Below are 14,545 nucleotides of genomic sequence, written 5' to 3'. Positions count from 1 at the left end.
GGGCGACGTCCAGGTCACCGTCGGGCCCGTCGCCGGCCTGGCTCTTTCCCGTGACGGCCCTGACGCATGTCCAATCTGTGCTGAAATGTTCCGGATGCAGCGAGCCGTCGCGCCACCGCCCGTGTACTACGCGGACAGCGCCCCGCCGCCACCGGAGCCGCCGGTGCGGGGGCGCCTGTGGCGCATGCTCGGCTGGGTGTCGATCGGGCTGTCGGCCGTGCTGGTGGCGGGCAGCCTCACCACCTACGGGTTCTGGCGGCGGCTCGACGGCCAGATCGACCGCGAGAACGTCGACGGCAAACTCGGCGAGCACCGGCCGCCCAAGCTGAACAACTCGCTGAACATCCTCATGATGGGCTCCGACAGCCGCGCCGGGGAGAACGCCCGCTACGGAACCGAGGTCGGGCAGCGCTCCGACACCACGATCCTGCTGCACATCTCACCCGGCGGGGAGAGCGCCATCGGCGTCAGCTTCCCGCGCGACTCGATGGTGCAGATGCCGCCGTGCAAGCGCAGGAACGGCACGACCGTCCCGGCGCAGTTCGGGATGATCAACGCGGCGTTCTCCAACGGCGGCCCGGCCTGCACCTGGCGGACGATCGAGGCGCTCACCAAGATCCACATCGACCACTACGTCGAGGTCGACTTCGCCGGGTTCAAGCGGGTGGTGGACGCGCTCGGCGGCGTGGAGATCTGCGTCCCCAGGCGGATCGACGACCCCAAGGCCGAGCTGCACCTCAGGGCGGGCCGCCAGAACGTCCGCGGCGACCAGGCCCTCGGCTACGTCCGCACCCGCTACGTCCTCGGCGACGGCTCCGACCTCGACCGGATCAAGCGGCAGCAGGCATTCATGGCGTCCGTGGTGAAGAAGGCCACCGACAAGGGGATGCTCGCCGACCCCGGCCGCACCTACGCCTTCCTCTCGGCCGCCACCAAGTCCATCAAGGCGGACAACGGGCTCACGCTGTCGGTGATGCAGAAGCTCGCCGGTTCCCTGGGCGGGATGAGCGCCGGGAAGGTCCGCTTCGTCACCGTCCCCGTGGAGGCGTTCCCGCAGGACGAGAACCGCGTCCAGTTCGCCCAGGCCGCCGCCGAGCCCCTGTTCCGATCCATCCGGGAGGACAACAAACTCCCCCAGCCGGCGCCCGCGCCCGCGCAGAACAAGGTCCAGCCCGTCCCGCCCACGCAGGTCAGGCTCGGGGTCTACAACGCCTCGGGCACGGGCGGCCTCGCGCAGCGGACCGCCGACCAGCTCGCCGAGCGCGGCTTCCAGGTCGTCAAGGTCGGCACCGCCAAGAAGACCTTCCCCCGCACCCAGATCCTCTACGGCGCGGGCGCCGAGCGGCAGGCCGCCCGCGTGGCGATCGCGGTGCCCGGTCACGAGCCGCGCCCGTGGGCGTCCGCCAAGCCCGGATACGTCTACCTGATCGTCGGCAGGGACGGCGCGACCCTGCGGGGGCTGGGCCCGATGGTCCCGAAGATGGCGGGAGAGATCCGCGCCGACCGCAACATCTGCGCACCGACCTGACCCCGCACGCACGGGGGCGATTCGTGTGAGACCTGACTTACCGTCCAAAGCCGATTCTGTGTCCAAAGCTGATTCTGCGCCCAAACCTGTTGTGGACGCCTTTCACCGGTATCTTGGCCCGCGCAAACCATCAAACGTTTCAAAGCGTCCCACCTAGGACGGCGCCTCCCCCTACCCCCGACCAGGCCCGCCGACCCCGGCCCCGCACGGTGCCTCACGGCCGTCACGCTCCCCCGGAACGGATGCATGCAGCCCGAACCCTTCAGCCTGCTGATGACCGTCTACGGCGGTGATCGTGAGGAGCATGTCCGGGACGCGTTCCGCAGTGCCGTCCACCTCCAGACCCTCCGCCCGGACCAGGTCGTCCTCGTCCAGGACGGGCCCGTCCCGCCCGCCCTCATCTCCACGCTGCGCGAACTCGTGAGGATCAGCCCGGTCGAGGTCACGTTCGTCCACCTGCAGCACAACCGCGGTCTCGGCCCCGCCCTCGACGCCGGCCTGCACGCGGCGCGCCACGACATCGTCGCCCGCATGGACGCCGACGACTACTCCATGCCGCACCGCTTCCAGACGCAGGTGCCGCTGGTCCGCGCGGGCGCCGACCTCGTGGGCGCGGGCCTGCTGGAGTTCGGCACCGACATCACCGACATCGTGGGCCGCCGCATCCCGCCGAGCGACCCCGCCGACATCGCGCGCTACTCCCGCCTGCACGACCCGTTCAACCACCCCACGGTCGTCTACCGGCGCAGCGCCGTCGTCGCCGCGGGCGGCTATGGCGACCTCCCCCTGATGGAGGACTACTGGCTGTTCGCCCGCATGATCGCGGGCGGCGCGCAAATCGTGAACGTCGCCGAGCCCCTGGTCTACTACCGCGTCGGCGACGGCGCCTACGAGCGCCGAGGCGGACGCGACCTGCTGCGCTCCGAACTGCGGCTGCAGCGCGCGATGCTCCGCGAGGGGTTCATCTCCCAGCCCCAGTACTGGCGCAACGTCATGGTCCGCGGCGGCTACCGCCTCGTCCCCACCCTGATCCGCAAGCCCTTCTACCGCGCGGTCGTCGCCCCCTACGGCGCCCGCCGCAACCGCCTGCGCGACCGCGGCCGCGACAGCGTCCGCACGGCTTCGCGGCCCGCCCTGCCCTACATCCCCCGCCACGCGCGCGCGGCGGGGGACGGGCACCAGCGGCTTCCCGACCTGGACGCCGCCCCGCCGCAACCGGAGAAGTAGCGCGGGACGGCGGCCGGGTCAGCCGCGCGGGCCGTGGATCACGGCAGGGCCCGGCCCGTCCTGGGGAGCGGGCCCGGTCACGGCACGGGCCGGCTCCACAGGACCGGCTGGGCGCCGCCCGAGTCGGCGCTGCGGCCCACCCCGAGCAGCGTGTTCCCGAAGGCCGCGAGGCCGGTGATCTCCTGGTCGCCGACGCCGCCGAGACCGGTGCCGCCAGGCGTGGAGGCCCGCCAGGACGTGCCGTCCGCGGACGTCCACGACACGACGTCGGTCGCGCCCGCGCGCCCGGTGGTGCCGGTCGCGGCGAAGCCCTTCGGCGTCGCGGTCAGCGCGGTGACGCCGACGGTGGCGCCGCCGCTCGGAGACTCCAGGGGACGCCAGGTCCGGCCGGCGTCGGTGGACACGTAGCCGAGCCAGTCGAGGCCCTTCGGGGTCGCCGCGACGCCGGCGGCCACGAGCGTTCCGCCCTTGGCGGCGACCTGGGTGAGGTGCCCCTCGGTCACCCCGGCCCCGGGGAGCTGAAGTTCCTGGAGCGTCCAGCGCTTGCCGTCCTGCGAGAGCCAGACCGACGGGTGGTTGCCCTTGCCGTCCCGGCTGCCGCCGACGGCGGCGTACCCGAACGACCCGGACGTGACGTCCAGCATCCAGCGGCTCGCGTCCTTGGTGCCCGCCATCATCTTCGGGTCCGCGCCGGCGCCCCGCGCCCAGTTCTTCAGGTCGGACGAGTACCAGGTCGCGACCGAGTAGCCCTGCGTGCCGACGACGACGTAACCGGCGGAGCCGGCCGCCGCCGCGTAGGTGGCGGGCGCGCCCTGCTTGTTCGCGGCGAACGCGGGCGCGCCGTCGGCCGCCTGCCAGGTCGCGCCGTCGTTGGACGCGACGACGAGCGGACGGCGCGGCGCGGACTGGTCGTAGCCGACGGCCAGCCAGCCGGCGCCGCCGGCGGCGACGTCGTTCAGCTGCTGCGGGCCCGGCCGGGTGAACGCGGCGCCGAGCCCCTGCGCGGCCTTCCAGGACGCGCCGTCCCGCGACGACCAGACGGCGGCGTCACCGCTCGCGCTGCCCACCGCGACCGCGAGTCCGTTCGCGGCGGACACCGCCCGCACCGCGTGGTCGGGCCGGACGGCGCCGGGGATCTTCGCCAGGTCGACGGGGACCGCGGCGCCGCCCGCGTCCCACACGCCGAGCATCGGGTCCAGGTCGCCGCCGCCGGGCTCGCGCCCGACGAGCACCGTCTGGCCGCCCGCCGCGGCGGCGCCCAGCACCTCCCGGCCCGCCTTCGACTCGGCGGAGCCCGCCGCCTTCCAGGCGGCGCCGTCGGCGCTGCGTGCGAGCAGCACGTCGGTGCCCCGCACGACGACGGCCGTGAAGCCCTGACCGTCGGAGACGATCCCGTTCGTGCGCTGGTAGCCGGCCGGTTCGAGCTTCCCGGTCTTGGTCCAGGACCGGCCGTCCTTGGACGTGAAGGCCTGGCCGAAGAGCTTCCCGGACGACGACATCTCGCGCATCGCCAGGAATCCCGCCCCGCCGCCACCGCCGATCATCAGGCCCCGGCTGCCCTTCGGCGCCGGCACCTCCGACGACGACCACGTCCGGCCGGCGTCGTCGGAGCGCCAGACCTTCCGGTAGGGGCCCGGCTTCTTGGAGTCGGGCGTGATGAGCCCCTCCAGCAGGATCACATCGCCGCTCGCCGCGGCCTCCACCAGGGAGAACTCGCCGTTCTGGACCTGCAGGCCGATCTGGTCGCCGACCCGCGCCTCCCACCGGCGCCCGTCGCTCGACAGCCACACCGCCGGTCGCGCGTCGCTGAAGTCGCCCTTCGGGGAGTTCTCGCCGACGGCGAGGAACCCGCCGCCGGTGCCGACGATCCGGCTCACCCGGTCGTGCGGGCCGAAGACGTCGCCGACGGCGTCGGGCTGGCGGCGCCACTCCCTGCCGTCCTTGCTGGTCCACACGGCGCCGCCGCCGTCGGCCCGGCTGCCGACGGCGACCCAGCCGCGGCGCGACGCGCCGACCGCCGCGGGGACCCCGCCGGGCGGCGCCATGCCGCCGTCGGTGTCCTGCTGGTCGACCGAGGCGAAGGTGCGCCCGCCGTCGGAGGAGACCAGGAACAGGCCGCGGGAGTTCTGCGGGTCGGTCTCGCCGCCGACCGCGACCACCGTCGAGCCGCGCGCCGCGACGCCGGTGACCTGCTGGTCGCGGCCGTCGGTGCGGGCCGCGCCGTCCACCGGGAACAGCGCGCCGGCGAGCTTGGCGCCCGCGTCGCCGCCCGCGTCGTCGCCGCCGATCAGGCCGGGCACGACGAGCACGCCCGCGGCGATCAGGGCCACGGCGACGAGCCCGCCCGCACCGATGAGCAGCGGCTTCCTGATGCTCCTGCGGGGCCCCTTCGGCCCGGACGGCCCTCCGGTCCGCCACGGCTCCTCGATCGCCGGCGGGGGCGCCATCGGGTGGACGGCGTCCGGTCCGGGTGGAGGCGGCGTACCGGGGATCTGCTGCGCCCACGGGAACGGCTCCGCGGCCGGAGGGGCCTGCGGGGGCGGGGGAGCCTGCGCTCCCGGGATCTCCTGGGCGTAGGGGAACGGCTCGTGCGCCGGGCGCGCGGGGGTGCCGGGGATCTCCTGCGCCCACGGGAACGGCTCGTGGGCCGGGGGGCTCTGCGAGGGCGGCGGAGGGGGTGCGGGGTGCGGATGCGCCGCTTGAGTGGGCGGTGCCTGCGGGGGCGCCGCCTGCGGGGGGATGGGCGGCAGCTTCTCGATGCGGGTGACGTCCGCCATGTCCTGCCCGTACGAGGGCGGCGGCTGGGTGGGGAACTCGGTCCTCGTGACGTCCGCCTCGTCCTGCTCGTAGGAGAAGCGGGGCGGGAGGGGGATCTCGGTCCTCGTCACGTCCGCCTCGTCCTGCTCGTACAGGAAGGGCTGGGGCGCGGGAACGTCGGTGGACGTGGCCGGAGCCTCCGCCACGGGGGCGGGCAGGACGGGCGACGCCGCCTCCTCGCCCGCTCCGCCGCGCTCTCCGGCGGACTCCGCGGGCTTCTGCCTCTTCGGCAGGATCATCGTCTGGTTGAAGTTGGGGTCCATGACGGTGCGGTCCGCCATCTCCCCCTCCGGGTCGTCCTCGGGGGAGTCCTCGGGGAAGTCCTCGCTCCCGTCGGGGTCGTCCTCGGGGTCGTCTTCGAGGTCGTCTTCGGGATCGTCCGCGGGGAGCAGCGGGCCGGACGAGGTGTCCTGGTCGTCCAGCCAGTGCGACGGGGGAGGCGTCTGCGCCGGCCGCCCGGGTTCGGGACGCTCACCCTCGTGGTCGTCATCCGGCTTTCCGGTTGGAGTCACGCCCTCTCCCAGCTTCCGGTCACTCTGCACGTTTCACCCTGCACTTCGCCCTGGCGCGTCCGCAGTCGTCAGCGATGATAGCGGCGCATAAAGGACGGAACTCCGTCACCTGCTCCGGCCTGCGGGAGTGCAGCCGGAGCCCGTGCAGTGGGTCAGCGCGTACAGGAGGTCGGACAGGTGGCGGCGCCGCTGCTCCGGCAGCCCGGCGGCGATGTTGTTCAGTTCGTGCGGATCGCGGACCCGGTCGTAGTACTCGGTCTCCCCGCCGGAGTACTCCACGTACAGCATGTCGTCGGTGCGGATCGCGTTGTAGGTGGTCGGCGATCCGGGGGCGGAGTCCTGCCGGTCGGGGTCCAGCGGCGACGGCGGCGGCTTGACGTGCTCGACCAGCGCCGACTCGCGCCACCCGGCGGGGGTGGCGCCGCGCAGGAACGGGACGAGCGACCGGCCGTCGGTCGTCGCCGGCGGGCGCACGCCGGCCAGTTCCTGGAACGTCGGGGCCAGGTCGGTGTTCTGCGCGATCTCGCGGACCCGGCGTCCGGCGGGGACCCCCGGCCCGACGACGACGTAGGGCACCCGGATGTCGGTGTCGAAGGCGGTCATCTTCCCGCCGGCCAGCCGGTGCTCGCCCAGGTGGAAGCCGTTGTCGGAGCCGAACACCAGATAGGTGTCGCGGTCGAGGCCGCGCTCCTTCAGCGCCGTCCGGATGCGGCCGACCATCTCGTCGACCGCCTGCACCATCCGCACCCGGTCGCGGAAGCCGTCGTCGATGCGGCGGATCCCCGGCTTGCGCAGGCTCGGGTGCGACCGCAGCCAGGACGGCTTGTCGCGGATGTCGGCCTCGTTGAACGACGGGGGCCGCGGCGCCGTCAGACCGCCGAACAGCGCGGCGTGGCGCGGCGCGGGCACGAACGGCCCGTGCGGGGCGAACGTCGCGATCTCCATGAAGAACGGCTTCCCTGACCCCGCGGACCGCTGGACGAACTCGACGCCCTTGTTCGCGAGCACGTCGGTCAGGTAGTCCTGCGGCCGGCCGCCGTAGTGGACGAGGCGGCCGTTCTCGTTCAGGTTGTAGTTGTACTCGGGATAGCCGTTGCCGCTGACGTGCCACTCGTTCCACCCCGGCGGCACGTACGGCTTCGTGTCGCCCTGGGTGTCGTTGGGCTGGTAGCCGTTCATGTACTTGCCGAGCAGCGCCGTCCGGTAGCCGGCCTTCTGCAGGGACGGGGCGAAGGACGCCTGCTCGCCGCCCTTGTCCTTGAAGACCTCGTAGCCGCCGTCGGGCGGGAAGTTCGTGCGGACGCCGGTGTTGTGCGGGTAGCGGCCGGTGAAGATCGTGGCGCGCGAGGTGCAGCAGAGCGAGTCGGCCATGACGAAGTCCTCGAAGGTGAGCCCGTCCCGCTGCATCCGCAGCACCTGCGGCATGTGCGCGACGAGGTTCCAGGACAGGTCGTCGGTGAGGACGAACACGATGTTCGGCTTCTTCGGGGCCTTCGTCGCCTTCGTCTCGGAACGCTCCACCGGCCGGAAGAGGCAGCCGCTCGTCCCGAGGACGGCGAGCAGGCACAGCACGGCCGCTAGCCGCCGATGCCGGATCAACGCCCGTGTCCCTGCGTGGTCAACGCCCGTGTCCCTGCGTGATGAGCGCCCCCTCCGGTGATGCGCGTGTCCCTTCCGTGACGAGACCGCCGGGCAAGCGTAACGATCCGGACGCCGGTCGCGCACGCGGCGCCCGTTGGCCGTCCCGCCTCGGTTGTTGGCATGATGCGGGGTGCCATGAGGTGGACGGACCGGGATCCGCGGGAGCTCGCACCGCTGCTGCCGCTGGTCGCGGGGGCCGCGATCAGCGGCCTGGTCGCGCTCGTCGTCTGGCTGGCCGTCACGGTGGCCCCGCCGCCCGGCGGGCCGGACGCCCGGCCGCCGAGCGGTTTCGCGCGGACCGGCCCCGGGCCGTCCGCGGGCGCGCCGCCGCCGAGCCCGGCGGGCTCCCCGGCGGCGATCGACCCGCCCGGCTACTCGCCCGCCGAACCGGTGATCGACGGGTCGTTCGCCGACCCCGCGATCATCAAGGTGGCGGGGACGTACTTCGCCTACGGCACCAACAACGCGGACGCGACGATGCCCGTCGCGACGGCCCCGTCGCCGACCGGGCCCTGGAAGGCGTCGCCGGGCGACGGCCTGGCCCGGCTCCCGGCCTGGGCCGCCGGGGGCTGGACCTGGGCCCCCGAGGTCGTCCCGCCGCGCGAGGCTCCCGGCACCTACCTGCTGTACTTCTCCGCGCGCCGCAAGGACGGCGACGAGCAGTGCATCGGGGTCGCGACCGCGTCCTCGCCCGCGGGCCCGTTCGTCCCGCAGGAGGGCGGGCCGCTGGTCTGCCCGCTGGACCTCGGCGGCGCGATCGACCCCGCGTCCTACATCGAGCAGGACGGCGCCCGCTACCTGCTCTACAAGACCGACGCCCAGAAGACGGCCGCGATCTACCTGGTCAGGCTGAGCCCGGACGGGCTGCGCCCGGCCGGCCCGGCGAAGCAGATCATGGGGCGCGCGGCGGACGAGCCCGTCCTGGTGGAGGCGCCCGACCTGGTCCGGCGCGGCGGGAAGTACGTGCTGCTGTACTCGGCGGGCTGGTACTTCAAGTCGAACTACCAGACACGCTACGCGGTGGCCTCGTCGATCGAGGGGCCCTACGCCAAGGGCGGCGCCGTCCAGTCCACCGGCCTGTACGGCGGGAAGGTCGAGGGGCCGGGCAGCGCGGACGTGTTCGGCGACGACACCGGCGACTACCTCGTCTTCCACGGCATCCTCGACTACCGCGGCGGCTCCAAGGTGACGCGCGGCATGTACGTGGCCCGCCTCGGCTGGGACGGCGCGCGGCCCGCCGTCCGGGGCGTCCCCGTCCGCTACGAGGCGGAGCGGGGGCGGCTGAACGGCTGCGTCTCGGCGCTGGGGCGGCCCAACGCGTCCGGGGGATCGGCGGTCGGCCCCTTCGCGCGCGACGACTGCCGCGTCGAGGTGCCCGTGTTCGCGCCCACCGCCGGGAGCTACTCGGTCCGCACCCGGTACGCCAACCGCTCCGGGAGCGACTCCGACCTGGAGATGTCGGTGAACGGCTACGCCGCGACGTCGCTGCGGCTGCGCGCCACGGCGGGCGCCGACTGGGCGTCCGTCACGGCGACGGTGGAACTGGCCGCGGGCTGGAACACGATCGGCCTGCGCCGCCTGGACGGTCAGGGGCAGGTCGACTACCTGGAGCTGCGGTAGGGGCCCGTCCGCTCGAACAGGACCAGCCAGCCGCCCCGGTAGGTCCACGTCCCGGCCCTCCGCCAGGGCCCGGCGGACTGCACCGCGCGCTCGCGCCGTTCGATGACCGGGCCGTGCGGGTCGAGGGACCGGTGGTTCATCACCCACACCCGGTCCGTCCGGGCGAGCCTCGGCGGCAGCTCGCGGGGGAGCACGTCGGTTCCCTTGAGGTTGGCGGCGGTCACCGGGTCCGTGCCCAGGCCGGCGTCGCGCAGCCGTCCGAAGGCGTCGGGATAGGCGGCGGCGCTCCACCGGGCGCTCCCCGCGAGGTAGACGATCGCGTCCCCGGGCCGGGCGTTCGCGCGGACGGCGTCGGCGGCCGCGCGCATGTCGTCCGGGCGGCTGTCCTGGCGGCGGATGTGGTCGTGGGCCCGGAGGGACGGGACGGCGAGCGCCGCCGCGGCGGCGGCCACCAGCACGGTGCGAGTGGCGGCCAGGAGAACGGCGGGAGCGGCGGAACGGCGGGCGACGGTGCACAGCCCGGCCAGGCCGGCGCCGACGAGCAGCGCGACCGCGGGCAGGCAGTAGGTGGTGTACCGGTAGTAGAAGACCGGGTCGGTCACGCTGGAGACGAGGAGCAGCAGCACCGCCGGGACGATCGCCCACGGGAGGGCGACGGCGGGAAGCGAAGCCGTGCGGTGCGGGACGGAGGCGCGTCCGAGGACGCTCGCCGCCACGCCGAGAAACGCGAGTGCCACGACCGGCGCGACGAGCGCGCGATCCCCGGTCAGGAACTGGAGCTGCGTCCACGCGACGTCCCACGACGGCCGGGGAAGCCATTTCACCTGGCGTTTCTGGTCCTGGGCCGCGAGCGCCAGCACCGCGAGCGGCGCCGTGGCCATCGCCGAGGCCGCCAGCCAGCGCAGCCACACCCCGGCCTTGGGACGGGTCAGCAGGACGGTCACGCCGTGCGCCGCGAGCAGAAGGGCGCCGTCCAGATGCAGGAACCCCAGCACCGCGACCGCGGGCGCGTAACCCGCGAACCACCGCCACCGGCGCTCCTCGTCCCGGTCGAGGGCCCGCACGAGCAGGTAGGTCGCGAGCACCGCGACCGCCGCGGTCATGGCGTAGGAGCGTGCTTCCTGCGCCCACCGGCTCGTCTGCGGGCCGGCGGCCCACGCCAGCCCGGCCGCGAGCCCGGCGGCGGGCCCGAGACAGCGCCGGCCGAGGACGGCGAGGCAAGCGGCGGCCGCCGCCATGGCGAGCGCGCTGGGCAGCCGCAGCGCGAGCGCGCCCGTCCCGAACGCCGCCACCCACGGCTTCATGACCAGGTAGTAGAGGGCGTGGACGAGGTCCAGGTGCGGGAAGACGCGCAGCATGTCGCCGTACGACCGCGTCGTCATGCTGATCGTGGCGGCCTCGTCCAGCCACAGCGACGGGGCGCCGATGCCGACGAGCGCGGCGGCGAGCGTCAGCGCGGCGCAGGCGACCGGGGGCAACGGCCCGGCGAGCAGGCGCGTGCCGCGCGCGGCGTCGTCCGGCGGCCGGCTATCCGTCGCGACCATGACCGCGGCCGTTACCGTGACCGCGGCCGTGACCGCGGCCGTCGGACGCCGACTCGACTTCGGCGTCCCGCAGGGCCCCGGTCTCCCGCAGGATCGCGCCGGTCGGCCTCGGGCGGGTGAACAGGCCGTCCTTCACGCCGCGGACCAGCGAGCGGCGGAGCACCGCGCGATCGGAGGACCCGGCGAACGTGCGAGCCCAGCGCCGCACCGTCGACCCCGCGTACAGCGCGCGCTCCGGCGGTGCGAGCCCGCGGCTCCCGGTGAACAGCCAGATCTTGTTGCGGACCTCGTAGAAGAAGCGGTCGCCCGGGTCGGCGTCCGCCCCGCCGAACTCCCGCGTCTTGTGCACCACGACGCTGGCGGGGCAGAGCAGCCCGCGGCGCCCGCGCAGCAGCCGCGTCGTGAACTCGAAGTCGTCGTTCCAGAGGAAGTAGTCGGCGACCGGCAGCCCGCGCTCGCGCACCGCCGCCGCGTCCACCAGCGCGGACACGAAGGACGCGGACCGGATCGGCACGCAGCCGGCCGCGCGCGCGACCCGCGACTCGGCGGCCGTCGCCCGCGGCTTGGGCCGGGGCGTGTTCATCGGGTGGTCGCGGCCGTCGGTCCACACGACCCGGCTCGCCACGAGCACGGGAGGCCCGTCCTCCCCGGTCGCGGCCCTCCGCCGCGCGTCCAGCAGGGCTTCGAGCGCCTCCGGCCCGGGCACGGTGTCGTCGTCCAGCAGCCAGAGCAGGCCGGCGCCGCCGCCCAGCGCCCGGGCCATTCCCGCGCCGAACCCGCCGGCCCCGCCGATGTTGCGGGACAGGGCGAGCAGGTCCGCGTCGGGGAAGCGCTCGGCGACCATCGCGGCGGTGCCGTCGGCGGACGCGTTGTCGACCACGACGATCCGGTCCGGGGGGCGCGTCTGGGCGCCGAGCGCGGTCAGGGCCTCGTCGAGCAACGCGCGCCGGTTGTAGGTGACGACGACCGCGGTGACCGACGGCCCGCCGCCGCTTCGCGGGCCCCGCGTCACGGGTTGCGCCTGCCCGTCGCTCTGCGGGCGGCACGCTGCAGCGCCGGCGACGGCGAGGCGGCGGTCTCCATGAGCCGCTCCAGGTTCTCCTTCACGCCCGTCATCTCGCTGTGCAGGTGGGCGAGCCCGACGCGTTCGCGCGCCAGCGACAGCTCCTCCAGCAGGTGCGCCACCACCCCGACGGACGCGGTCGCGATCAGTTCCTCCGGGACGTCGCCGGGAAGCATCGCGGCCTCCGGGGCCCGGGACGTGGTCAGCTCGTCCAGGTCGCCGGCCACGTCGTAGCCGGAGGCGCGCAGCGACTCGGCGAGCTCGCGGGTCCTGCGCGCCGCCCAGCCGGCGTGCCGGGCGGGCAGCCCCATCCCCGTGCGCCCCGGCTCGGCGAGCCGGTGGTCGGTGAACCCGTCGGTGAACCCGTCGGTGAACCCGGGCCCCAGGAGATGGTCCTGGACAAGGCGCTCGTAGTCGCCGCCCAGCGCCGGGCCCATCCTCTCGTTCAGGCGGCGGAGCAGCTCCGCCCCGATCGCCGACAGCGGCTCGTCCCCCGGGATGCCGCCGAGGTCGCACACCCCGCCCTCGATGCCGACCAGGGACCGGAACCGGTCCCACATCACGCGGGCGCGGCCGCCGGGCGGCGGCAGCGTGAGGACGTGGACGCGTTCGCGCGGCACCGCCGACCCCCAGGCCCGCAGCACCCGCACCGGGTCGTGCAGGCCCCAGAACATCTCCCCGTAGGGCTCCGGCGCGTCGATGCCGAGCGCGACGAGGTCGTCGACGAAGCGCTCGAAGGTGATGGTGTGCGCGTGGCGGATCTGCTCCTGCCAGTCCAGGATCAGCTGCCAGCCCAGGTCGCGGGTGGCGAGGACCACGTGCACCTCGGCCGGCTCCAGCGCCGAGACGGCCCGCGCGACCTGCTGCTCGGTCGCTCCGCCCAGAAGAGGCTGGGAGAAGACGACGGTGGGGCCGTCCCAGTCGCGGGCGCGCCGCACGACGCGGTCCCAGGCGCCGTCCCAGGCCGGGTCCCGGTGGCCGCCCCAGCTCATCTCGCGCAGGTCCATCACGGCGGCGAAGTGCTCCTGCGGCCCGGCGACCGGGTAGCAGACGCCGGCGTCGCCCAGCCGCCGCCGGTTGCTCCACAGCGCTCGGTGCAGGAAGGCCGCCTCGGCCGTCGGCGCACCGACGTGCAGATAGACGGACTTACCGGGCTCCCCCATGCGGGCGTTCACCTCGTTCTCGTCTCGGCGTCGGGCCGTTCCGTGCCGCCCTGGATCCTGCGGTAGGCGCCGCGCAGCCGCAGCGCCGCCGGGTAGCGGTCCCGGGCCGTGCGCTTGGCGCGCTCGACGAGCGGGGCGGCGTCCTGGACGAGCCGGCCCGTCGTGTCGAGCAGGCCGGCCGATTCCGCGCGCAGCACGTCGATCTGGTCGCGGACGGGGAGGCCGGCGCCGGGCACCGCCTCGGCCCGCGCCCGGCTCTCCCGGACGCGCAGCAGCAGCGCCGCGACGGCGTCGACGCCCACGTCCGCCATCTCCGCCCAGCGGGCCTCGTCGGGCGGCGCCGCCGGCGCCGTGCCGAGCGCGGGGCCGGACGCGGCCGCGGGCATCAGGTCGTACAGGTCGCCCGCCACGGCGTAGCCCGCCGCGCGCAGCGCCTCGACGGTCTCGACGGCCCGTTCGACGGCCCACGGAACGTGCTCGCGGGGCAGTTCGATCCGCACCGGACACGGCCGCCCGGCCAGCACCTCCTGCGCGAGGAAGAGCTTGGCGTCCTCGTTGTAGCCGTGCCAGCCGACGCGGTCGCCGAGCGCCTCGTTGAGGCGCAGCAGGAACTGCGTCTCGCTCAGCCCGAGCGACTGGTTGGCGAACGTCCGGGACAGGTCGTAGTCGTCCGGCGCGAGGCCGGTTGCCGTGCAGAAGCGCCGCCACAGCAGGTCGCGGGGCGCGCCGGGCGGGGGGAGGGTGACGACGTGGACCCGCTCCGGCGGCAGGTGCTCGCCCCAGCGGCCGAGCACGGCGACCGGGTCCTGGAGCCCCCAGAACAGCCGCGCGCTCTCGTAGGCGCGCCAGTCCTGCCTCCGCAGCGACGTCACGAACTCGGTGAACGAGGTCGTGAAGCGGTTCTTGACGTCCTCCTGCCAGTGCGCCGGGATCTGCCGGCCGAGATCGCGCACGGTGAAGACCACGTGAACGTCGGCGAAATCGAGGTCGGCCATGGCCTGCCGGATCCACCGCGGCCGGGCGGGCGCGAACAGCTCCTGCGAGATGATCACGGTGCCGGGCCAGTCGCGGGCCTCGGCGACGAGGTCGTGCCACGCGCCCCGCGTCGCGGGGTCGGACGCCTCGCGGAAGAACGTCCGCCGCAGGTCGAACGCGGCGCGGACGTGCGCGGCCTGGTCCCGGCCCGGGTAGAGGACGCCGTGCCCGCGCAGCAGGCCCCGGTTGTGCCACAGCACGTGCTGGAGGAACGTCGTGCCGCTCTTGGCGGCCCCCACGTGCAGGTAGACCGCAGGGCGCGTGCCGTGCGCGCTGTGCGCCGCACTGCCGGGAGTGGGTGGGGCCACCGCGATCCTCGGGCTTCCTGCGCCGGTACCGAACGCCGGGTATCTTAGCCGCATTCCGTACATAGGGATCCGGGCGGCGCCCCCGTG

General features: G+C 74.6%; 9 protein-coding genes. 3 read left to right on the top strand and 6 right to left on the bottom strand.

Annotated elements, in window-relative coordinates:
- Positions 1-94: 94 nt before the first annotated feature.
- Together ACQEU6_RS23955 and ACQEU6_RS23950 are read left to right on the top strand one after the other, a co-directional pair.
- A complete protein-coding gene (locus ACQEU6_RS23955; protein WP_499335135.1) occupies positions 95-1,528 on the top strand; it encodes an LCP family protein in 1,434 nt (477 codons plus the stop codon).
- 246 nt (positions 1,529-1,774) lie between these two features.
- Positions 1,775-2,755 carry a glycosyltransferase gene (locus ACQEU6_RS23950; RefSeq protein WP_499335133.1) on the top strand — a complete coding sequence of 327 codons (981 nt, stop codon included), beginning with the start codon at positions 1,775-1,777 and terminating at the stop codon, positions 2,753-2,755.
- Between the two features lie 77 nt (positions 2,756-2,832).
- On the opposite strand, the gene ACQEU6_RS23945 is transcribed toward ACQEU6_RS23950, so the two are convergent.
- Entirely contained in the window at positions 2,833-6,084 is a 3,252-nt protein-coding gene (locus ACQEU6_RS23945) for a hypothetical protein (protein ID WP_499335131.1), read from the bottom strand.
- A gap of 105 nt (positions 6,085-6,189) precedes the next feature.
- Entirely contained in the window at positions 6,190-7,683 is a 1,494-nt protein-coding gene (locus ACQEU6_RS23940) for a sulfatase family protein (protein ID WP_499335129.1), read from the bottom strand.
- Between the two features lie 177 nt (positions 7,684-7,860).
- Here ACQEU6_RS23940 and ACQEU6_RS23935 point away from each other — a divergent pair, with 177 nt between their 5' ends.
- Positions 7,861-9,345: a family 43 glycosylhydrolase gene (locus tag ACQEU6_RS23935; RefSeq protein ID WP_499335127.1), complete on the top strand. Its 1,485-nt coding sequence runs from the start codon at positions 7,861-7,863 to the stop codon at positions 9,343-9,345.
- On the opposite strand, the gene ACQEU6_RS23930 is transcribed toward ACQEU6_RS23935, so the two are convergent.
- Genes ACQEU6_RS23930 through ACQEU6_RS23915 form a run of 4 tightly spaced genes read right to left on the bottom strand, consistent with a single transcriptional unit; the run spans position 9,327 to position 14,458 of the window.
- Positions 9,327-10,889 (bottom strand): glycosyltransferase family 39 protein, encoded by a 1,563-nt coding sequence (locus ACQEU6_RS23930; RefSeq protein WP_499335126.1) that lies wholly within the window; start codon positions 10,887-10,889, stop codon positions 9,327-9,329. The genes ACQEU6_RS23935 and ACQEU6_RS23930 overlap by 19 nt on opposite strands.
- The gene (locus tag ACQEU6_RS23925) at positions 10,873-11,901 is read right to left on the bottom strand and encodes a glycosyltransferase (protein ID WP_499335125.1); all 1,029 of its coding nucleotides are present in this window, start codon (positions 11,899-11,901) and stop codon (positions 10,873-10,875) included. Before ACQEU6_RS23925 ends, ACQEU6_RS23930 begins: the two co-directional genes overlap by 17 nt.
- On the bottom strand, positions 11,898-13,127 hold the full coding sequence (locus ACQEU6_RS23920; protein ID WP_499335123.1) for a hypothetical protein: 1,230 nt from the start codon (positions 13,125-13,127) through the stop codon (positions 11,898-11,900). Before ACQEU6_RS23920 ends, ACQEU6_RS23925 begins: the two co-directional genes overlap by 4 nt.
- The gene (locus ACQEU6_RS23915) at positions 13,124-14,458 is read right to left on the bottom strand and encodes a hypothetical protein (RefSeq protein WP_499335121.1); all 1,335 of its coding nucleotides are present in this window, start codon (positions 14,456-14,458) and stop codon (positions 13,124-13,126) included. Before ACQEU6_RS23915 ends, ACQEU6_RS23920 begins: the two co-directional genes overlap by 4 nt.
- Positions 14,459-14,545 lie beyond the last annotated feature (87 nt).

The sequence above is a fragment of the Spirillospora sp. CA-108201 genome (genome assembly GCF_050936235.1).
Taxonomy (GTDB): domain Bacteria; phylum Actinomycetota; class Actinomycetes; order Streptosporangiales; family Streptosporangiaceae; genus Spirillospora.
The sequence above is the reverse complement of the archived record's forward strand: the minus strand, read 5'-3'. Positions and strand labels throughout refer to the sequence as shown.